Raw genomic sequence first — 19,913 nt, forward strand, 5'->3', positions numbered from 1 at the left:
ACATGAAAACGCTCAAGAAACGCCGTCGCGTCCAAATCATATTGGTGGCTGTTGTCGCCCTTGTAGCCTCGACAGCGTTTATTGGGATCGCGCTAAAGGACGGGATCAATTTCTTCCGTTCACCAAGCGAAGTCATCGCTGAACCTCCTAAGCCGACCGAAGTGTTCCGGATTGGCGGTCTGGTCGAAGAAGGTTCGATTGTTCGCGGGCAGGGCGAAACGGTTCGTTTCGTTGTAACCGACGGCGGAGAAAGCGTGCCTGTAGCATTTACCGGCGTTCTGCCGGATCTGTTCACTGAAAACCAAGGTATGGTGGGCACGGGCAGCTACGTAAACGGCGTGTTTGAAGCCACTGAAATACTTGCGAAGCACGATGAAACCTACATGCCAAAAGAGGTCGTGGATGCCTTGAAAGAGCAGGGTGTCTACAAGGAAGCCGACGAAGGCTGATCCGCTAGAAAACTTGGTTTTTCGGGCGTTGCCTCTTTGAACAGGGCAGCGCCCGATTTTGTTGGAACACTTTAATTCTTTTCTTTCAGCCTTTGTGCAGCTCAACACAGAGGTTTCAATGCGTACAGTCCGGCAATTGGCCAATGAAATAGTATCGCGGGAAGGTGGGTTTGTTGATGATCCCGACGACCCGGGCGGCGCAACGAAATATGGCGTGACAATCCATACGATGCGGCAATTGGGTTTGGATTTAACCGGCGACGGGCAGGTCACGACAGCTGATGTTAAAATGCTCAGCAAATCTCAGGCGATGGACCTTTTCGTATCGCATTACTTCTACCGACCTCGGCTCGATCTTCTGCCGAAGGCAGCACAAGCGTCGGTATTCGATATGTACGTAAACGCCGGAAATCAGGCCGTTCGAATACTGCAAAAACTGCTGAAAGATATGGGTTTTGCGGTTGTCGTTGACGGTATGATCGGCCCGCAGACAGCACAGGCCTGTGCTGACGCGTCCAAGCCACATCCCACGTCGCTTAGGGATGCTTATGGGGTTGCGCGTCGAAACTACTATTTCCGTCTGGCTGACCGGCGACCGAACTCTCGAAAATATGCCCGGACACGGGCCGGTGGAAAGGGCGGGTGGATACGGCGGGCAGAGGAGTTCATCTCGGAAAAGTATCATCTTAGTGACGCGGAATTTAGACAAAGGATTTCAGGATGGGATTGATTTCAGGTTTCCTAAGTTTCTTGTTCGGCGATGGCCGCAACGTTGTCCGTGAAACCGCAGAAGTGTTTCGCGAAAACGCTGAAAAAGGTGCCCAGCGGGATTTGTCCTTGCGCCAACATGCGTTGATGCAATTCAGCGCCGAGTTCAATCATTCCGGAAAAGGTGTCTATGACCGGTTCATAGATGGTTTGAACCGTTTGCCCCGACCTGCACTTGCACTGGGAACCTTGGGCTTGTTTGTAGCGGCGATGGTGGACCCGTTGTGGTTTGCATCCCGCATGCAGGGAATTGCATTGGTGCCAGAGCCTTTGTGGTGGCTTCTTGGGGTGATTGTTTCATTCTATTTCGGTGCGCGTCATCAGGCAAAAATGCAGGATTTTCAACGCGAGATCGGAACTTCGATTGAACGCGTACCGATGGTTTTGCAAAACCTGCAATCACTCCAGAATTTGCGGGCAGAGTTTGTCGGCACTGCCGATACTGGCACGGATGTTGTTTTGGCGGAAAGTGTTACCAAACCGGACTCTAATCCAGCGCTGGAAGACTGGCGGCGTGAACGGAGGGCATAACCCGCGACACTTTGTGCTGTCCGTTGAGGCGAAAGTTATTGGTGATCGACGCCCTACAGGACTATATCCCAAGCCATGGTTACAGAGCTTGGACACTTCGCCCTTATTCTCGCATTTCTTGTTGCGATCGTTCAGTCGGTGGTTCCGTTGATCGGGGCCGCCAAACGTTGGTCGGGCTGGATGACATTCGGGGAAACGGCCGCGATTGCCCAGCTGGCATTGGTGGCGTTTTCTTTTGGCGCGTTGGTGTGGGCGTTCGTGACGTCGGATTTTTCCCTGCGGGTGGTGGTTGAAAACAGCCATTCCGCCAAGCCGATGCTCTACAAGTTCAGCGGCACTTGGGGGAACCACGAAGGCTCGATGCTGTTATGGGTTCTCATCGTCGCACTATTTGGCGGGATGGCAGCGGTATTTGGGGCGGGATTACCGCCCACACTTAAGGCGAGGGTCCTGGCGGTCCAGGCAGCCGTGGGTGTCGCGTTCTATGCGTTTATCCTGTTCACCTCTAACCCATTTGATCGTCTGGTCGTTGCCCCCTTTGACGGTCAGGACCTTAACCCCCTGCTGCAAGACCCCGGCTTGGCCTTCCATCCCCCGTTCTTGTATTTGGGGTATGTCGGCCTGAGCATGGCCTTCAGCTTTGCCGTTGCCGCGTTGATCGAAGGACGCGTGGACGCGGCCTGGGGCCGTTGGGTGCGGCCCTGGACGTTGGCGGCCTGGGTGTTCCTGACGATCGGGATCGCGCTTGGGTCGTGGTGGGCTTATTACGAGCTTGGCTGGGGTGGTTTCTGGTTCTGGGACCCGGTCGAGAACGCGTCGTTCATGCCTTGGCTATTGGCCGCAGCCTTGTTGCATTCGGCCATTGTGGTTGAAAAACGCGAAGCACTGAAAAGCTGGACCATTCTGTTGGCGATTATTGCCTTTGGCTTTTCACTCATTGGAACGTTCATCGTTCGCTCAGGCTTGCTGACATCGGTTCATGCCTTTGCCAACGATCCTGAACGCGGGGTTTTCATCCTGCTTATTCTGGTCGTTTTCATCGGTGGTGCACTGACCTTGTTTGCAGCGCGTGCCCAAGCGATGGAAGCTAAGGGCGTATTCGGAATGGTCAGCCGCGAGAGCGCGTTGGTGTTGAACAACATCCTTCTGGCTGTCAGCTGTTTCGTTGTTTTCTTTGGCACGCTTTGGCCCATGGTGGCCGAGATGGCTTTTGACCGGAAGTTGTCGGTTGGTCCTCCGTTTTTCAACGCAGCGTTTACACCGTTCATGATCGCGCTGGGTATTGTTCTGCCAGTGGGAGCGATGATGCCGTGGAAGCGCGGAAAGATCGGGAAAGCGGTTCATTCGCTGCGTTTTGCCTTCATACTTGCTGTTGCGCTGGCCCTGTTGGTTTGGGCGATGCAAACGGGACGCAGCGCGTTGGGGCCTGTCGGTTTGTTCCTTGGCGCTTGGATCACCTTCGGCGCGATCGTGGACTTGTGGAGCCGCACCGGACGAAAAGGAAACCTGCAACGCCTGTTCCGGTTGCCGGGTGCAGACTGGGGTAAAGCTGTCGCGCATAGCGGGCTTGGCGTGACGATGTTCGCCATCGCTGGGCTGACCGCGTGGGAAGTGGAAGACATTCGTGTCGCGCAACCCGGCCAGCCTTTTACAGTTGGTCAGTTCACTCTTACGCTTGAAGATGTGCGCCGGGTCGAAGGACCGAATTACTTCTCAACCACGGCTGATGTTCGGGTTGAGCAGAACGGACGCCAAATCGGTTCGCTGCACCCCGAGAAAAGGGATTACCCGGTTGCCCGCATGCCGACCACCGAGGCCGCGATCGACTATAAATTCCTTCGCGACTTGTATGTCGTAATCGGCGACCAGCAGGCCGATGGTGGATGGGTTATTCGAACCTATATAAAGCCGCTGGCCAACTGGATCTGGGGCGGGTGTATCCTGATGGCCCTCGGCGGTTGCCTTAGCCTGTCTGACCGCAGGTTCCGTGTTGCGGCTGGTGCGCGCAAGACACCTGCTGGCGGAGTGCCCGCGGAATGAAGCGCCTGATCTTGATCCTGGCGTTGCTCGCTTCGCCGGTTTTTGCAGTTCAGCCAGACGAGATCCTGGACGACCCCGCTTTGGAACAGCGCGCCCGCGATCTAAGCACCGGTTTGCGTTGCCTCGTTTGCCGGAATGAGAGCATTGACGAAAGCAATGCCGATCTGGCGCGTGATCTGCGCCTTTTGCTACGCGAACGCCTTGTTGCAGGGGATACCGACGAAGAAGCGATCGAGTTTATCGTCGCCCGTTATGGCGAATATGTTTTGCTGAGACCCAACGTGTCCGGGTCCAACATTGTGTTGTGGCTGGCCGGGCCCATCATGTTGTTGATCGCGGCTGCGATGGGGTGGAACTTTCTACGAAAGCGGTCACATGCGGAACATTCGGGTGAATCCGATACGCTCAGCGACGCTGAAAAGAAGCGATTAGAGCAAATTCTCAAAGACTGACCCTTGGTCGGTCTTTCCCTTATGGTCAGTTTGCGTCAGGGTCACCTCAAGGACTGACCCCGGGGGAGGCGCAAATGGACTACGAAACTCTTCTGCTTGATATCGCGGACGATCTGGCTGTTGTGACGTTGAATCGGCCCGACAAAATGAACGCCATGACCGCGCAGATGAGGGCCGAAGTGACCCATGCGATGAAACACGCGGCGCAAAATGCACGCGCGGTCGTGTTGACCGGGGCAGGGAAGGCGTTTTGCTCGGGTCAGGACTTGGGTGATGCTTCGAGCACGGGAAAAATCGATCTGGAGCGTACGCTGCGGGATGAGTATGAGCCCATGCTCGAAACAATCTACAACTGCCCGGTTCCCACAATTGTCGCAGTCAATGGACCTGCCGCCGGTGCGGGTGCCAACCTCGCGCTTAGCGCAGATATCGTGATTGCGGCGGAAAGTGCCTATTTCATGCAGGCTTTTGCGCAATTGGGTTTGCTGCCTGATGCGGGTGGGACGTGGTTCATGCCCCGACAGATGGGGTTTGCCAAAGCAATGGGTGCCGCCCTGTTTGCTGAGAAAATCAGCGCCCGACAAGCCGACGATTGGGGCCTGATCTGGGAGGCCGTTGCCGATGACGCGTTCGACGAACACTGGCGCCAGCGTGCCGCATACCTTGCTAAGGGTCCGACCGCGGGGTTCAGTGCCATCAAAAAAGCGATCCGTGGGACCTATGAAAAGTCACTGCCGCAGCAGTTAGAGATCGAAGCACATTTGCAAGGTGAATGTGGGCGGACGCGTGATTTCGCAGAAGGTGTGGTTGCGTTCATGCAAAAACGCCCCCCGAAATTCGAGGGGCGCTGATCGTTAAGCGCGACGGCGGCGACGTGTTCGGCGTTCGGGCGCGGCACCCTCTTCGGTTCCGTCTGAAGCAGAGGAAAACGGCCCAAGCGCATCCGTGATCTGATCCAATGTCGGACGCGCGCCACGCTCGGTCGTGTCCAACGCCTCGCGCATTTTGCGCAAGTGATCCGGCATTGTGCCGCAGCAACCGCCGATAATAGTGGCGCCCGCATCACGGGCCATTGCAGCATATTGGCCCATCAGTTCGGGCGTGCCGTCATAATGGATATGGCCATTGACGTATTTGGGAATGCCGGCGTTGCCTTTGGAAATCACCGGGCGTTCGGTACCCTGAGCGGCAAAGCCCAAGACGGTGCGCAAAATATCCGACGCACCAGTTCCGCAATTCGCGCCAAAAGCTAGCGGTGGGTTGGGCAACGTCTCGACCAGTTGCGCCAAATCAGCTGAGGTTACACCCATCATGGTGCGCCCGGCCGTGTCAAAGCTCATGGTTCCACACCAGGGCATGTCAGCCATCGCAAAGGCTTCGGCCGCCGCGCGGAATTCTTCTGGCGCGCTGATGGTTTCCAACCAAAGAACATCAGCCCCGCCTTCTTTGAGGGCCTCGGCCTGTTCGTGGAACATTTCAACGGCACCTGCGTGGGACAGGGCACCCACCGGTTCCATGATTTCACCTGTGGGACCGACAGAACCCGCAACAACAACGGTCCGACCGGCCTTGTCGGCCACTTCGCGTCCAAGTTCAGCGCCAATGCGGTTCAGTTCCCCGACCCGTGTATGCGCGTCATGCAATTTCAAACGTGCAGCCGTACCGCCAAACGTGTTGGTCAGGAAAAGATCGCTGCCCGCGTCGACTGAGCCTTGATACAAAGCGCGAATTTTATCTGGTGCATCTACATTCCAAAGTTCAGGAGCGTCACCCGATTGCAAACCCATATTGAAAAGGTTTGTTCCCGTAGCACCGTCGGCCAGTATAGCGTCTTTGGTTTCCAGGAGTTTACTAAGCGCGTTTGTCATTCAAGTTTTCCAAAACAGTCGTCACAGACGATAAAAACTAAGACGCCCCGTGTCTCACGACCGGGGCATCAAATCAAATTCATAAATCTCATGAAGATCATGAGGTGGGCATTTTGACCTTATTCAGCCTCGGTCAAAACCTGCGCTTTGGCCTCGGGCAGAAGCTCAGCCATTTTGGCACGAATCTCGTCGTCAGAGGACAAAGCACCAAGATCGCCCGAAACTTTGCGGACGACATCTTCGTGCCCGGCTTCTTCCATGTCCGCGATCACGACAGTTTTCGCATATTCTTCGGCGTCGGCACCGGCTTTACCCAGCTTTTCCGCGGCCCATAGGCCCAAAAGCTTGTTGCAGCGCGCCTGAGCTTTGAACTGCATTTCCTCATCATGAGCGAACTTGGCTTCAAAAGCGTTTTCGCGTTCGTCAAACGTGGTCATTGGTTGGGGACCTCTTGGATTACATCTTCTTGATTCATGATATGACTATTGCATCTCTCTGGTGCAAGGGATTTGCGCTGCGTCAAACCCTCTCGGTCTACTGAACTTGCGGGAACCGGGGCCTTGGACTATGAGAGCGCCAAGAAGCAGGGAAATCCCCCGCTCGTCAGTCTGGAAGGGTCGCTTATGGCGCGTCGCAAGAAAATCTATGAAGGCAAGGCCAAGATTCTGTACGAAGGCCCCGAGCCGGGCACAATTGTGCAGTATTTCAAGGACGACGCCACCGCTTTTAATGCGGAAAAGAAAGACGTCATTGACGGCAAAGGTGTTCTGAACAACCGCCTGAGCGAGTTCTTCATGACGGGCCTGAACCAGATCGGGGTGCCGACTCATTTCATTCGCCGCTTGAATATGCGCGAACAACTTGTCCGTAGCTGCGAGATCGTGCCGCTTGAGGTTATCGTGCGCAACTATGCTGCCGGGTCCATGTCAAAGCGTCTTGGGATCGCCGAAGGTACGCAATTGCCCCGTCCGATCGTCGAATATTGCTACAAAGACGACTCACTGGGTGATCCTCTGGTGACCGAAGAACATATCGCGGCGTTCGGATGGGCAAGTCAGCAGGACATGGATGATATCCTGAGCCTCGCTCTGCGCGTGAACGACTTTATGAGCGGCATGATGCTGGCTGTAGGTATCCGTCTGGTCGACTTCAAAATCGAAATTGGTCGCGTGTTCGAGGGCGATTTCCAGCGTTTGATCGTGGCGGACGAAATCAGCCCCGACAGCTGCCGCCTGTGGGACATCGAAAGCGGGCAGAAGTTGGATAAGGACGTGTTCAGGCGGGATCTGGGCAGCCTGACGGATGCCTATTCCGAGGTCGCGCGCCGTTTGGGTGTTTTGCCCCAAACCAACGTGACGAAGCCTACGTTGATCAACTGATCGACGGTTCGGAAATTCCGTTATGAAAACGCCGCTCGGTTGAGTGGCGTTTTTTTATGCCATTCGCGCGCATTCCTGCGGCAAACTGCGTTAAGACAAGGGTTGTCGAAACCCTTTTGTCGCGTTATCCCCCGCGCAACGGAACAGGGCCTGAATTCCAGGCCCAAGGTTGGAGTTGCAGGAATGAAAGCACGTGTGCATGTGATGCTCAAAAATGGGGTTCTTGACCCGCAGGGCGAGGCGGTACGCCACGCATTGGGTGCCATGGGCTTTGATCAGGTCGAAGGGGTTCGTCAGGGCAAGGTCATTGACTTGGAACTGTCCGACGGTGCGACCGAAGCTGATATCACCGAGATGTGCGAAAAGCTGTTGGCAAATACCGTGATCGAACGCTACGAGATCGAACTGGTTTAACCTGATGCGGGCAGCGCGTCTGATCACTTACCGTCAGCCTCTTGAGCTGATGGCGGTTCCCGATCCGGAGCCGGGCGAAGACGGCGTTGTTGTGCGGGTGCTGGCCTGTGGAGTGTGCCGGTCAGACTGGCATGCGTGGTCGGGCTCGGACCCGGATGTTGTTTTGCCGATGACCCTAGGTCATGAATTCTGCGGCGAAGTCGTCGCCGTTGGGGCAAGGGTTGATCGCTGGAAAGTGGGTGACCGGGTGATCGCGCCTTTCATTCTGGCCTGTGGTCATTGCCCTGACTGCGCGCAAGGGCATCAGACGATCTGCTCAAAGCAAGTCGTCCCGGGCTTCACTTGTGACGGGGCGTTTGCGGAATACATTGCCGTTGCGCATGCCGATGCGAACCTGACGGCTCTGCCGGAAACCATGGCACCTGAAATTGCGGCCGCTTTGGGTTGTCGCGTGACCACCGCATGGCAAGCCCTGATCGGCCGCGCTCAGATACAGGGCGGTGAGTGGTTGGCCATCTTTGGCGGGGGTGGTGTAGGGATCTCGACCCTGCTGCTGGGGAAAGCGCTTGGGGCACGGGTGGTTGTGGTCGACATTGTCGACGAAAAGCTAGCCTATGCCAAAAGCCTTGGAGCGGATGCGGTCGTGAATGCCGCGGCAATGGATGCATCTGAGGCTGTAAGAGAGATCACGGGCGGCGGCGCCCACGTCGCGATCGAGGCTTTGGGCTTTGAAACGACGACAGTTGCCGCCATGAAGTCCCTGCGCAAGCTTGGTCGTATGGTCCAGATCGGAATGCCAGCCGGGCAGCATACGAACATGTCCTTGCCCATGGACGCGCTGTATTCCGGCCAGTTGGCCATTTACGGCACCCGCGGTATGCCAAGCTGGCGTTATCCGTCTTTGTTGTCGCTGATATCCGGGGGCAATGTCGACCTGAGCCCGTTGGTGACACGTAAAATACCACTGAATGAGGTGAGCGAGGAACTCGCCGCCTTTGACCACCCAACGCCGCCCGGCGTTGCCGTGGTAACCGATTTTATCTCGTAGGAGGGTCCGCACATGCGCGCAGCCGTCATCGTTTTCCCCGGTTCAAACTGTGACCGGGACCTTGCAGTGGCCTTCGAACAGGCCGGGTTTCAGGTCGATATGGTCTGGCACAAAGATGCGGCTTTGCCGGATGGGGTCGACATTGTCGGAGTTCCGGGTGGGTTCTCCTATGGCGATTATTTGCGCTGTGGGGCGATCGCTGCTCAGTCTCCGATTTGTAAGGCTGTGGTCGAACACACGGAACGCGGCGGTTACGCCGTAGGAATTTGCAACGGCTTCCAAATTCTGACCGAAACCGGAATTCTGCCGGGCGCATTGCTGCGGAACGCGGGGCTGAAGTACATCTGCAAGACTGTAGGCCTGAAAGTTCAGACCAGCGACAGTGCCTTTACCCAAGGGTACAATGCAGGTGACGTGATCGGCGTGCCGATTGCACATCATGATGGAAACTATTTTGCCGATGACGCGACATTGTCCTCACTTCGGGATCAAGACAGGATCGCGTTCACCTATACCGAGAATCCAAACGGCTCTGTCGGGGACATTGCCGGGATATTGTCGGAAAACCGCCGCGTTCTCGGGATGATGCCACATCCAGAACGGGCAGCGGATCATGGCCATGGCGGCACGGATGGGACGGCATTGTTCCGCGCATTGTCAGGCGTTCTTGCGCCGGCGTGACTTGAGGTTACGGAACGGCCCGCGTAGTTTTCGGGGATGAGTTCCGATACCAATTCAGACTGGTCTTTTTTAACAAAACCTTTCCGCGGGGCGCCACTCGGTTGGCGCCTGCGCATAGCGGTTTCGATCCTGCTGATCGCTACCGTCGCGACGATATGGGTGACGAACCGTTTACTGACGGATCGGTTCACTGAATCGACGCGTAACAGAGCTGAATTGCGGCTGGCTTTGTATTCCGGGAACCTGCTGAGCGAGCTGCGCAGAAACTCGATCGTTCCGCAATTGTTGTCACGCGATCCAACGCTGATCTCGGCGCTTCAATCCAGCGATTATACGCTTTCTACACAAAGACTTATATCGTTTGTCGAGGAAATCGGCGCGGCCTCTCTGATGCTGTTGGATGGGGATGGCCGGACCGTTGCCGCAACGGACAGAAACCGTTTAGGCGAAGCGCACCGAAATTCGCCTTATTACGTGGATGCGGTCAGAGCCAATTCAACAATCTTCTCTGTGATCCAGAAAGAGGCGGGTGGTTACAGCTTTGTCTACTCACGGCGCATGGATGCCGGCTCGGACACTTTGGGCGTTATCGTCGTTGAGGTTGATCTGCAAAAGTTCGAACGCGCCTGGGCCGGTATTTCGGACGCGGTCATGGTTGCAGACAGTACCGGGACGATCATTCTATCGACCGAACCCAAGTGGCGGGGGCTGGAAGAAACCGCAGCTATGCAGCGTCAGCCACCTGAGGGTGCAATTGAACGTGCAATTCGGGCGACCACGGACTGGACGGCTTTGCCCCCGGATGCGTACCTGAAGGGCGAGGCGGTTATGCGGCTGGAAACGCGTATTCCGTTCCGGGGGTGGAAGATGACCTCGTTCACGACGTATTCGTCGATCCGCGAAAAGGTCAACAGCGTCATCGCCTTGGAAATTATGGGCTTTGCGATTCTCTTGGCGCTTGCGTTCTATGCGCTGAGCCGTCGGGCGACGTTCCGCATGGCACTGTTCCAACGCGAGTCGGCAGAGCTTCGCGCATTGAACGCAAGGCTGCAGCGGGAAATTGCTGAACGTGAACGGGTCGAGAAAACGCTGGAAGTCGCCGAACAAACGCTTGCTCAGAGCTCTAAATTGGCGGCGTTAGGGGAAATGTCGGCTGCCGTCAGTCATGAGTTGAATCAACCTCTGGCTGCAATGAAAACCTACCTGGCAGGGGCAAGACTTTTGCTGCGCCGGAACCGTCCGGAAGAAGCCTTGGCGAGCTTTGGTCGAATTGATGGTCTGATCGAGAGGATGGGCGCCATCACCCGGCAGCTCAAGTCTTATGCGCGCAAGGGCGCAGATGCGTTTTCCCCTGTAAATCTTGGTGAAGCGCTTGCCTCGGCCTTGTCGATGATGGAACCACAGCTGCGCCAACGACAGGTCAAGATCACTCAGATATTGCCCGAAGAACCCGTAATTACGATGGGTGACCGGATGCGTATCGAGCAGGTTATGGTGAACCTCTTGCGCAATGCGCTGGACGCTACCAAATCTGTATCAGAGCCAGACGTCGAAATAATTCTGGCTGCCGGTGACAAAGCGGTGTTGACTGTAAGAGATAACGGGCACGGGATCGAAGACATCGAAAACCTGTTTGAGCCGTTTTACACGACCAAGCAGCCTGGCGATGGGGTCGGACTGGGGCTTGCCATCTCGTCCGGGATCGTGAACGACCATGGCGGTCGGCTGACCGCGCGCAACAGCCCGAACGGCGGTGCGGTTTTTGAAATGCAGCTGCCGATACTTGGAAGTGACGGCCTAGAGGCTGCGGAATAACGAGGAAAGACTATGGCACAGGCCATGAAAATTGCCATTGTGGATGACGAACAGGACATGCGCCAGTCGATCAGCCAATGGCTTGCTCTGTCGGGGTACGACACTGAAACCTTTTCGAGCGCCGAGGATGCGCTCAAGGTTTTGGGGCCTGAGTATCCAGGAATTGTCATTTCTGACATCAAGATGCCAGGGATGGACGGCATTCAATTGCTCAAGAAACTGATGGGTGCCGATAGCACTTTGCCGGTGATCATGATTACCGGGCACGGGGATGTTCCGATGGCGGTGGAAGCCATGCGTGTTGGTGCATTCGATTTTCTTGAAAAACCGTTCAACCCGGATCGCATGTCCGAATTGGCAAAACGCGCCAGTAATGCGCGACGTCTAACGCTGGATAACCGGGCCTTGCGGCGCGAATTGTCCGACGGCACGCAGATCATGAACAAACTGATCGGCGCGAGCCCGGTAATGGAGCGCTTGCGCGAAGATATTCTGGATCTGGGACAAGCCGACGGACATGTCCTGATTGACGGTGAAACCGGAACGGGCAAGACGCTTGTGGCTCATGCCCTGCATGCGGTCGGAAGCCGGGCGGGCAAGAAATTCGTTCTGGTGTCCTGTGCGGCACTGGAAGAAGAGGCGCTGTCCAAGCGTCTGTTCGGCCCGATGATGCCAGAAGATGCACAACTGCCTGCGATTGAAGAAGCGCGAGGCGGAACGCTGGTTCTGGAAGATATCGAGGCCCTGAGTGATACCCTGCAGGCGCGGCTTTTGAGCGTTATGAACGATCAGGGGACACCGGCCGAGACACGCATCATTGCGATCTCGAATTTGCAAGAAGCGGGCAAAACCAGTGAGGACGTTTTACGCCCGGACTTGTTTTATCGCCTTGCTGCGTTGCGGATTACGATGCCTCCGTTGCGTCAGCGTGGGGAGGATATCCTAACTTTGTTCACTCGCCTCAGCGAACAATTTGCCGAGGAATATGGGTGTGACGCGCCGCAGGTCAGTGCGCAGGAGGCGGCCCAGTTACTTCAAGCACCGTGGCCCGGTAATGTGCGGCAGTTGATCAATATTGCCGAGCGGGCAGTGCTGCAGTCGCGGCGCGGGTCCGGGACTATAGCGTCGTTGCTGATGTCAGACCATGAAGAAATGCAGCCCGTTATGACGACTGAAGGCAAGCCGCTTAAGGAATATGTCGAAGCGTTTGAACGCATGTTGATCGATAACACGATGCGGCGGCACAAGGGCTCGATTGCTTCGGTCATGGATGAGCTTTGCCTGCCGCGGCGTACGCTGAACGAGAAAATGGCCAAGTACGGGCTTCAGCGCTCGGATTATCTGTAGAGGAGGGGGCCAGCCCCCTCTTGAGCCTATGGCTCAATTCACCCCCGGGATATTTTGGGCCAGATGAAGGATCCCGACTGCGTTCGTGCGGCGGTATGCAGTTTGCCCATTGTCTTTTCCACAGGACTGCTTTTATTGTGTCCGAACGGGCTGGGCTTTTTTTGTGCCCACAAGTCCCGATCTTTGAGTTTCGCTGCGACGCCGCAGGTGGTGACAAAAGTCCCACGCTGGCCAAGCAGACCGATTGTGCCCCGAATAGGGGCAGTTGAACGCCTGAACCCGCGGATGCGGGTGAAAGGAATAAATGGGCAGGCAGCTTTTAAAAATGTCTGTCGGAGAAGAACCGCGATGACGCGCGCGCAACGATTGAGTTTGAGGGCAGGGGGCCAAAGCGCCAGACCCTGCCGCGCGCCGTCCGAAATCGCCCATACAAGACACCACCCCAAAAGCGCCTGTCCTCCAGGATGGGTAAGGACAACGCGTTTGGCGCGGTGCACCAAGGAAACATGGCTAAGAAAATGCTTATCGATGCCACCCACGCGGAGGAAACCCGCGTTGTGGTGGTTGACGGAAACAAGGTCGAGGAATTCGATTTTGAATCTGAAAACAAACGCCAGCTTGCTGGCAACATCTATCTAGCAAAGGTAACTCGGGTCGAGCCGTCCTTGCAGGCGGCCTTTGTTGACTATGGCGGAAACCGGCATGGTTTTCTGGCGTTTTCAGAAATTCATCCGGACTATTACCAGATCCCCGTTGCTGACCGTGAAGCGCTCATGGAAGAAGAGCGGGCTTATGCCGAGGCGATGAAAGCCCGGGATGAGGCGGAAGAGGCCAAGCCAAAGAAGCGCCGTTCACGCTCGCGGACCAAGGCGGCGGATGTGAAAACGGATGACGTCGTTGAAACGATGGAGGTTTCTCAGGAACCCTCCGGGATGGAAACTATCGACCTGGATGACAGCGATGAAGCAGCGGACCTGTCTGTCCCCGAAGGCACATCGCCCGTGGATCTGGTTGCCGAGACACCGGTAGAGGAACCTGAGGACGACGTCGCCGCTGATGAAGCTGTCGAAGTTTCGTCTAGTGACGAAGTTGTGGGCGACGATGCGGAGCAGTCATCTACTGTCGAAGACGAAGCGGACAGTGATACCGAAGTCGAGGCTCCGATTGCTGAGGATGTTGATCCGCAGGTCGAAGTGGCAGCCGTTGAGGATACTTCCGAAAGCGATGAAGCGGTTGAAGAAGAAACTTCGGCAGATGAGGCGGCGACCGACGAGGTTGGAGCCAAAACTGGGACCGAAACCGACGAGGAAGCCGAAGAACGCGCAGATGCTGCCGCAAAGGACGATTCGATTGAATCTGTCGCTGACGAGGATGACAGCGAGGACATTCGCCCTCCGCGCAAACCTCGTCCGCGCCGTTATAAGATCCAAGAGGTCATAAAAGTTCGGCAGGTTCTTCTGGTTCAGGTAGTGAAGGAAGAGCGTGGGAACAAAGGTGCCGCTCTGACCACCTATCTGTCGCTGGCGGGACGTTATTGCGTTCTGATGCCGAATACCGCGCGTGGTGGTGGCATCAGCCGCAAGATCACCAACGCCCCGGATCGGAAAAAGCTAAAGGAAATCGCCGCCGATATAGATGTGCCAACCGGCGCAGGTCTGATCATTCGAACGGCCGGGGCCAAACGCACCAAGTCCGAGATCAAGCGAGACTACGAATATCTGCAGCGGATGTGGGAACAGATCCGCGAACTAACACTGAAGTCTATCGCACCTGCGAAGATCTACGAGGAAGGTGACCTGATCAAGCGGTCGATCCGTGATCTTTATAACCGCGATATCGACGAGGTTCTGGTTGAAGGCGAGGCGGGCTATCGCATCGCCAAAGACTTCATGAAAATGATCATGCCGTCGCACGCGAAGAACGTGAAACGGTACGAAGATTCTTTGCCTCTTTTCGCGCGGTATCAGGTCGAAAGCTATCTTGCCGGTATGTTCAACCCAACCGTCCAGCTCAAATCTGGTGGGTACATCGTAATTGGCGTGACCGAAGCATTGGTGGCAATCGACGTGAACTCGGGTCGGGCAACCAAGGAAGGCTCGATCGAGGATACGGCCTTAAAGACCAACCTCGAGGCTGCCGAGGAAGTTGCGCGGCAATTGCGGCTGCGCGATTTGGCCGGTTTGATCGTCATAGACTTTATCGACATGGACGAGCGCAAAAATAACTCGGCCGTTGAAAAGCGTCTGAAGGAAAAGCTGAAAACCGACCGTGCACGAATTCAGGTCGGGCGGATTTCAGGCTTTGGCCTGCTTGAAATGAGCCGTCAGCGCTTGCGCCCAGGCATGCTTGAGGCGACGACCCAGCCTTGCCCGTCGTGCCATGGCACTGGTCTGATCCGTTCTGACGACAACATGGCGCTGAGTATTCTGCGTCAGATCGAAGAAGAAGGGACGCGCCGTCGGTCGCGTGAGGTATTGATCCGCTGCCCCGTCAGCATTGCCAATTTCCTTATGAACCAGAAGCGTGAACATATCGCTCAGATTGAAGGTCGGTATGGTTTGTCGGTTCGGATCGAGGGTGACGTGCATCTGGTCAGCCCGGACTTTTCCATGGAGAAGTTCAAGACAGCCAGCAGGATTGTTCCTGAAGCAAGCGCACCGGTCGTATCGGTCGACGCCTCTCTGATGGATTTGGTGGATGCCGATGAAGAGGAAAAAGTCGAAGACGATGCCCCTCAGGCTGAAGAGGAAAGCAAGCCCAAACGTAAGCGTCGGCGTCGGCGTCGTAAGAAAAGCAATGGTAATGGTGACGCAGCAGAGGTGAACGCCGACGAAATCGAAACGTCGGAAGAGGCGGCTGTTGAAGAGACACCGGCAGAAGCCGATATGCAGGAGGCAGCCGAAGAAGAGGTTGCCGCCAAGCCAAAGCGTCGACGCGCTCCGCGCCGTAAGAAAAAAGAAGAAAAGGCGGATGATGTAGAAGCCGCATCCACCGAAGATTCGACCGGTGAAGACCAGCCTTCGGACGAAGATGCAGCATCGCAACCTGAAACCGAAGCGGCCGAAGTGCCTGCCGAAGAAGAGGTTGCGGATAAGGCGGACGCAGGCGACGAAGTGACGTCTGATACTTCGGATGCGGTGGAGGAAACGCAAGACGAGGAGGCCGCGCCCGTTACCGAGGACGCAGCCGAACCTGAGCCAGAGCCAGCTGTGGAAGAAGCCGTTGCCGAGCCTGTGGCTGAGGAACCTGTTCTTGAGGTCGTTGCAGAAGAACCAGCCAAGCCGAAAAGACGAGGTTGGTGGTCATTGGGACAGTAAACACAAAGGCGGGCCATTCGGTCCGCCTTTTTAATTACCAGCGCTTATCCGGTCTTTTGAATCGTATAGATCTGGTGACCGTTCTCTTCTTCCTGAGAGATGAGGCGATGCCCGCTTTCAGTACAAAAATGTGGGACATCGACCACTGCGGCGGGATCGTCTGCGATTAGGCGCAACAATGCACCTTCGGGCATCGATTTGAGACGTTTACGCGCTTTTAACACGGGTAGGGGACAAAGAAGCCCTAATGCATCAAGTGTTTCGGATGGATTTGACATAAGGACCAGATATTTCCACTTTGGGTTGGTGTCCAGCGTGCAACCACGAGGATGTGACTGAATGGCCCCGTGACGCGGCCCGCTTCATAACATATGTGCTGAAACATGTTCGGAATAGATATCATAGACGCAGGCCTGCTACCTGCCATGTTCATCGCAATGCTCGGAGGGCTGATCAGCTTTCTGTCACCCTGCGTTCTGCCCATCGTTCCGCCCTATCTGGCGTATATGAGCGGTGTATCGATTAACGAGATGCAGGATCAGGCTCAAGCACGCCGCAAGGCGACGCTCACTGCGTTGTTCTTTGTGCTTGGGTTGTCTACGGTTTTCCTTTTGCTGGGCTTTACCGCTTCGGCCTTTGGGGCATTTGTTCTGCAGAATCAGGTTTTGTTCGCAAAACTGTCGGGCGCAGTGGTAATCGTGTTCGGGCTGCATTTTCTGAACGTTTTCCGCATCCCGTTTCTGGACCGCGAAGCACGCATTGAAACCGGTGATTCCGGTGGATCTGTGTTCGGTGCGTATATTCTGGGGCTGGCTTTCGCATTTGGTTGGACACCATGTATTGGCCCCCAACTGGGTGCGATCCTTTCCTTGGCAGCTTCTGAAGCCTCAGTTGCTAGAGGGACGTTGCTGCTGGGCGTTTACGCTGCGGGTCTGGGTATTCCGTTCCTGCTGGCGGCGATGTTCCTGAACCGCTCAATGAAGTTCATGAACAAGATCAAGCCTCACATGGCCACTATTGAGAAAGTGATGGGCGGGCTTTTGCTGTTCGTTGGAATCATGCTAATCACTGGCCTGTTCACTGAGTTCAGCTTTTGGCTGCTGGAGACATTTCCGGCATTGGCAAATTTTGGCTAACGCGCTGATCTGACTTACCTTGCCGATAACGCTGCGCTAACCTGCGCAGCAGAAGGTAAGTGAATGAGCAGCCAAAACAATCCAACCAAGGTCCGAAGGCGCCGGGTGTTTTACATACCCGGTTATGACCCGATCCATCCGCGTCGGTATCGTGAGTTGTATCGCACCGAAAGCGCAGTGCAGGCGTCGATATCCGGGTACAGTGTTTCGGTTTCTGCCAAAACTGGTGATGGTCCTTATGGGTGGCGCGTGCAATCCACACAGGACAACACCGAGGTTCACACCGATATCGACGTTCTCGTCTGGTCTGATCTTGTACGAGACAGCATGGCGGTGTCGATCCCACGCACTTATGTTCAGCTGTTTCGGACTGCGTGGATCTATATCTCTAGTGGCGCATTGGCGCGATTGATGCGCTTGCGCAAAGGGCCTGTCATAGCCGCATTATACCCGGTCGGAATGCTGTTGGCACAGCTGGCTCTTTCCTTGGGTTTGGTGTGGTTTGTCACAGCGCTGCTGCAACCCTATTTGGCCCTAGCGGCGATTGTCCCAGGCTTTCTGGCGGCCTACGCGTTGCTGTATTGGTTTCGCAAAATCGACAACCGGTTGTTCGCTTACTACCTGATGCAAGACTATGCGTATTCAGCTGCTCAAAACGGAGAGATGTCAGTTGAGTTGCGCGAAAGACTGTCCGAGTTCAGCGCTTTGATAGCAGATGCGCTAAGCGAAGAAATCGACGAAGTTCTGGTCGTAGGGCACAGCTCAGGCGCTCATCTTGGAGTAAGGGTCTTAGCTGATGTGCTGCGTGCCACACCGTCGACTAAGGCCACCCCCGCGTTGTCTTTTTTGTCGCTGGGCCAGGTGACACCTATGGTTTCTTTTTTGCCCAAGGCGCATGCGCTTCGGAACGACCTGCAATACCTATCCGAGCATGACAATATTACCTGGGTCGATGTATCCGCGCCGGGCGACGGATGTGCCTTTGCACTGTGTGACCCGGTCGCGGTCAGCGGTGTCGCGACCGAGCGTAAGAAATGGCCATTGGTTTTGTCGGCTGCTTTTACCCAAACCTTATCCGCCGAACGCTGGAAAGAGCTGCGCTGGCGTTTCTTCCGGATACATTTTCAGTATCTTTGCGCATTCGATCAGGTCGGGTCATACGATTATTTTCGAATTACCGCCGGACCTGAAACACTCGGACACCGCTTCTACGGTCGCGCGCCTTCGAAATCGCGTATCGATAAGGCCGTGTCCAAATACCGGTCGATTGCGCCGTGACGCCGCCGAAACCACCTGTACGCCCGGATAAAGTCTCGCTTTGGCGGTACCTGAAGCTGTTTCGAAGGGACATCCTGTCTGCGCAACCTCAACGATTGTATCGGGCGTGGATGGCAGAGTTTCGGACGCCGTTCTTCCGGTCGTTTCTGATCAATGAACCCAAACTCATTGAAGAGGTGCTGAGGAAAAACCCGGATCGGTTCCCGAAATCCAACCGTATCAGCGAAGGGCTGCGGCCATTGCTGGGGGAGTCCGTGTTTTTGACCAACGGTGCGACCTGGGAAAGGCAACGCAGAATTATTGACCCTGCTTTCGAAGGCGGGCGATTGAAAGACACATTCCCAGCCATGCAAAGTGCGGCCGAGGCGATGGTGAACAGGCTGCGCGCGCTGACGGGGACCGAGGTTGAGTGCGAAGAACTAACCAGCCATGCTGCGGCCGACGTCATTTTTCGCACGCTGTTTTCGGTTCCAATTGATCATGACGTTGCCACAAAGGTGTTTCACCGGTTTCGTACGTACCAGCGAGAACAGCCGTTGCTCAATATCGCGGCGTTTATTCCTTTACCTCAATGGTTACCGCGCTTGCACTCGCGGCGCACCCGCAAGAACGCCAAAGAAATCCGCGCATTGATCAAAACCCTTACCGAGGCACGTGCTGAATTGATCGCCAGTGGAAATGCTCCGAATGATCTGGCAACCAAGATCATGACAACTCCGGACCCCGAAACCGGGCGCTGCTTTGATACGGATGAGATGATCGATCAAGTCGCCATCTTCTTTTTGGCCGGCCATGAAACCAGTGCTTCGGCGCTGGCTTGGACGTTGTACCTGATGGCGCAATACCCTGAATGGCAGGAAAAAGTTGCCGAGGAAGCGGTACAAGTGTCTGGTGCCCCGGCGACGGGTGTGTCGCAACTTAAGCTCAGCCGTGATGTTTTTCGAGAAGCTTTACGTCTCTATCCACCAGTACCGATGATGGTACGAGAGGCGACGTGCCCAGAGCGATTCAGAGATCGCGCCGTTCCCAAAGGTGCCCAGATCGTCATCAGCCCATGGCACCTGCACCGGCATGAACGGATGTGGGATCAACCCGATGCGTTCGACCCCGAAAGATGGAGCACGAAAAACGGAAAGAAGTGCCAAAGAGAGGCCTATATCCCATTTTCAGCCGGTGCACGGGTATGCCCCGGTGCCGGATTTGCAATGGTGGAGGGGCCTTTGATCTTATCCACTTTACTTCGAAACTTTAGGTTTGAGCGCGTGGACGGCAAAACGCCGTCACCTGTCGCGCATCTAACCGTTCGTTCTGAGGATGGAATTTGGTTGCGGTTGGTTGAGCGCTAACAAACTACCATCCAAATGCGCGTTGCTGTATGCGGTTGAAAACA

At 55.7% G+C, this 19,913-nt stretch carries 19 protein-coding genes; 16 read left to right on the top strand and 3 right to left on the bottom strand.

Annotated elements, in window-relative coordinates; all coding sequences use genetic code 11:
* Positions 1–2: 2 nt before the first annotated feature.
* From ccmE to ACR0DG_RS00390, 6 genes are all read left to right on the top strand, one after another.
* Complete coding sequence (gene ccmE, locus ACR0DG_RS00365; RefSeq protein ID WP_480693408.1) at positions 3–449, top strand: cytochrome c maturation protein CcmE; 447 nt, start codon at positions 3–5, stop codon at positions 447–449.
* 118 nt (positions 450–567) lie between these two features.
* Positions 568–1,179, top strand: a complete 612-nt coding sequence (locus ACR0DG_RS00370; protein ID WP_480693409.1) for a holin-associated N-acetylmuramidase — start codon at positions 568–570, stop codon at positions 1,177–1,179.
* Positions 1,170–1,748 carry a holin family protein gene (locus ACR0DG_RS00375; protein ID WP_480693410.1) on the top strand — a complete coding sequence of 193 codons (579 nt, stop codon included), beginning with the start codon at positions 1,170–1,172 and terminating at the stop codon, positions 1,746–1,748. Before ACR0DG_RS00370 ends, ACR0DG_RS00375 begins: the two co-directional genes overlap by 10 nt.
* 75 nt (positions 1,749–1,823) lie before the next feature.
* Positions 1,824–3,788, top strand: a complete 1,965-nt coding sequence (locus ACR0DG_RS00380) for a heme lyase CcmF/NrfE family subunit (protein ID WP_480693411.1) — start codon at positions 1,824–1,826, stop codon at positions 3,786–3,788.
* On the top strand, positions 3,785–4,240 hold the full coding sequence (locus ACR0DG_RS00385; protein ID WP_480693412.1) for a cytochrome c-type biogenesis protein: 456 nt from the start codon (positions 3,785–3,787) through the stop codon (positions 4,238–4,240). Before ACR0DG_RS00380 ends, ACR0DG_RS00385 begins: the two co-directional genes overlap by 4 nt.
* 74 nt (positions 4,241–4,314) lie before the next feature.
* Positions 4,315–5,091, top strand: coding sequence for an enoyl-CoA hydratase-related protein (locus ACR0DG_RS00390; RefSeq protein ID WP_480693413.1), 777 nt, complete (start codon positions 4,315–4,317; stop codon positions 5,089–5,091).
* A 3-nt stretch (positions 5,092–5,094) separates the two neighbouring features.
* Here ACR0DG_RS00390 and bmt read toward each other — a convergent pair whose 3' ends face one another.
* Both bmt and ACR0DG_RS00400 read right to left on the bottom strand, forming a co-directional pair.
* Complete coding sequence (bmt, locus tag ACR0DG_RS00395) at positions 5,095–6,108, bottom strand: betaine--homocysteine S-methyltransferase (protein ID WP_480693414.1); 1,014 nt, start codon at positions 6,106–6,108, stop codon at positions 5,095–5,097.
* 119 nt (positions 6,109–6,227) lie between these two features.
* Positions 6,228–6,545 (bottom strand): DUF1476 domain-containing protein, encoded by a 318-nt coding sequence (locus ACR0DG_RS00400; protein ID WP_480693415.1) that lies wholly within the window; start codon positions 6,543–6,545, stop codon positions 6,228–6,230.
* 186 nt (positions 6,546–6,731) lie between these two features.
* On the opposite strand from ACR0DG_RS00400, the gene purC reads away from it, so the two are divergent.
* The 7 genes from purC to ACR0DG_RS00435 all read left to right on the top strand — a co-directional run bounded on the left by purC (position 6,732) and on the right by ACR0DG_RS00435 (position 16,109).
* Positions 6,732–7,487 (top strand): phosphoribosylaminoimidazolesuccinocarboxamide synthase, encoded by a 756-nt coding sequence (purC, locus tag ACR0DG_RS00405; RefSeq protein ID WP_480694953.1) that lies wholly within the window; start codon positions 6,732–6,734, stop codon positions 7,485–7,487.
* Positions 7,488–7,670: 183 nt separating this feature from the next.
* On the top strand, positions 7,671–7,901 hold the full coding sequence (gene purS / locus ACR0DG_RS00410) for a phosphoribosylformylglycinamidine synthase subunit PurS (RefSeq protein WP_480693416.1): 231 nt from the start codon (positions 7,671–7,673) through the stop codon (positions 7,899–7,901).
* A 4-nt stretch (positions 7,902–7,905) separates the two neighbouring features.
* Positions 7,906–8,949: a zinc-dependent alcohol dehydrogenase family protein gene (locus tag ACR0DG_RS00415; protein WP_480693418.1), complete on the top strand. Its 1,044-nt coding sequence runs from the start codon at positions 7,906–7,908 to the stop codon at positions 8,947–8,949.
* 12 nt (positions 8,950–8,961) lie between these two features.
* Positions 8,962–9,630: a phosphoribosylformylglycinamidine synthase subunit PurQ gene (gene purQ, locus ACR0DG_RS00420; RefSeq protein WP_480693420.1), complete on the top strand. Its 669-nt coding sequence runs from the start codon at positions 8,962–8,964 to the stop codon at positions 9,628–9,630.
* Positions 9,631–9,666: 36 nt separating this feature from the next.
* Positions 9,667–11,445 carry a sensor histidine kinase gene (locus ACR0DG_RS00425; protein ID WP_480693421.1) on the top strand — a complete coding sequence of 593 codons (1,779 nt, stop codon included), beginning with the start codon at positions 9,667–9,669 and terminating at the stop codon, positions 11,443–11,445.
* Between the two features lie 12 nt (positions 11,446–11,457).
* On the top strand, positions 11,458–12,792 hold the full coding sequence (locus ACR0DG_RS00430; protein WP_480693423.1) for a sigma-54-dependent transcriptional regulator: 1,335 nt from the start codon (positions 11,458–11,460) through the stop codon (positions 12,790–12,792).
* Positions 12,793–13,298: 506 nt separating this feature from the next.
* Positions 13,299–16,109, top strand: coding sequence for an Rne/Rng family ribonuclease (locus ACR0DG_RS00435; protein WP_480693425.1), 2,811 nt, complete (start codon positions 13,299–13,301; stop codon positions 16,107–16,109).
* Between the two features lie 44 nt (positions 16,110–16,153).
* Here the strand turns inward: ACR0DG_RS00435 and ACR0DG_RS00440 are convergent, their stop codons facing one another.
* On the bottom strand, positions 16,154–16,387 hold the full coding sequence (locus tag ACR0DG_RS00440) for a sulfurtransferase TusA family protein (protein ID WP_480693427.1): 234 nt from the start codon (positions 16,385–16,387) through the stop codon (positions 16,154–16,156).
* A 105-nt stretch (positions 16,388–16,492) separates the two neighbouring features.
* On the opposite strand from ACR0DG_RS00440, the gene ACR0DG_RS00445 reads away from it, so the two are divergent.
* The 3 genes from ACR0DG_RS00445 (at position 16,493) to ACR0DG_RS00455 (ending at position 19,869) form a co-directional block, all read left to right on the top strand.
* Entirely contained in the window at positions 16,493–17,245 is a 753-nt protein-coding gene (locus tag ACR0DG_RS00445) for a cytochrome c biogenesis CcdA family protein (RefSeq protein WP_480693428.1), read from the top strand.
* Between the two features lie 63 nt (positions 17,246–17,308).
* On the top strand, positions 17,309–18,523 hold the full coding sequence (locus ACR0DG_RS00450) for a hypothetical protein (RefSeq protein ID WP_480693430.1): 1,215 nt from the start codon (positions 17,309–17,311) through the stop codon (positions 18,521–18,523).
* Positions 18,520–19,869, top strand: a complete 1,350-nt coding sequence (locus ACR0DG_RS00455; RefSeq protein ID WP_480693431.1) for a cytochrome P450 — start codon at positions 18,520–18,522, stop codon at positions 19,867–19,869. The genes ACR0DG_RS00450 and ACR0DG_RS00455 overlap by 4 nt, the downstream gene beginning before the upstream one ends.
* Positions 19,870–19,913 lie beyond the last annotated feature (44 nt).

The organism is Ruegeria sp. BG8, from assembly GCF_056538325.1.

Bases quoted from the DNA above. Each gene is read 5' to 3' on its own strand.
- ccmE (WP_480693408.1), top strand. From the start codon at position 3: ATGAAAACGCTCAAGAAACGCCGTCGCGTCCAAATCATATTGGTGGCT.
- ACR0DG_RS00370 (WP_480693409.1), top strand. From the start codon at position 568: ATGCGTACAGTCCGGCAATTGGCCAATGAAATAGTATCGCGGGAAGGT.
- ACR0DG_RS00375 (WP_480693410.1), top strand. From the start codon at position 1,170: ATGGGATTGATTTCAGGTTTCCTAAGTTTCTTGTTCGGCGATGGCCGC.
- ACR0DG_RS00380 (WP_480693411.1), top strand. From the start codon at position 1,824: ATGGTTACAGAGCTTGGACACTTCGCCCTTATTCTCGCATTTCTTGTT.
- ACR0DG_RS00385 (WP_480693412.1), top strand. From the start codon at position 3,785: ATGAAGCGCCTGATCTTGATCCTGGCGTTGCTCGCTTCGCCGGTTTTT.
- ACR0DG_RS00390 (WP_480693413.1), top strand. From the start codon at position 4,315: ATGGACTACGAAACTCTTCTGCTTGATATCGCGGACGATCTGGCTGTT.
- bmt (WP_480693414.1), bottom strand. From the start codon at position 6,108: ATGACAAACGCGCTTAGTAAACTCCTGGAAACCAAAGACGCTATACTG.
- ACR0DG_RS00400 (WP_480693415.1), bottom strand. From the start codon at position 6,545: ATGACCACGTTTGACGAACGCGAAAACGCTTTTGAAGCCAAGTTCGCT.
- purC (WP_480694953.1), top strand. From the start codon at position 6,732: ATGGCGCGTCGCAAGAAAATCTATGAAGGCAAGGCCAAGATTCTGTAC.
- purS (WP_480693416.1), top strand. From the start codon at position 7,671: ATGAAAGCACGTGTGCATGTGATGCTCAAAAATGGGGTTCTTGACCCG.
- ACR0DG_RS00415 (WP_480693418.1), top strand. From the start codon at position 7,906: ATGCGGGCAGCGCGTCTGATCACTTACCGTCAGCCTCTTGAGCTGATG.
- purQ (WP_480693420.1), top strand. From the start codon at position 8,962: ATGCGCGCAGCCGTCATCGTTTTCCCCGGTTCAAACTGTGACCGGGAC.
- ACR0DG_RS00425 (WP_480693421.1), top strand. From the start codon at position 9,667: ATGAGTTCCGATACCAATTCAGACTGGTCTTTTTTAACAAAACCTTTC.
- ACR0DG_RS00430 (WP_480693423.1), top strand. From the start codon at position 11,458: ATGGCACAGGCCATGAAAATTGCCATTGTGGATGACGAACAGGACATG.
- ACR0DG_RS00435 (WP_480693425.1), top strand. From the start codon at position 13,299: ATGGCTAAGAAAATGCTTATCGATGCCACCCACGCGGAGGAAACCCGC.
- ACR0DG_RS00440 (WP_480693427.1), bottom strand. From the start codon at position 16,387: ATGTCAAATCCATCCGAAACACTTGATGCATTAGGGCTTCTTTGTCCC.
- ACR0DG_RS00445 (WP_480693428.1), top strand. From the start codon at position 16,493: ATGTTCGGAATAGATATCATAGACGCAGGCCTGCTACCTGCCATGTTC.
- ACR0DG_RS00450 (WP_480693430.1), top strand. From the start codon at position 17,309: ATGAGCAGCCAAAACAATCCAACCAAGGTCCGAAGGCGCCGGGTGTTT.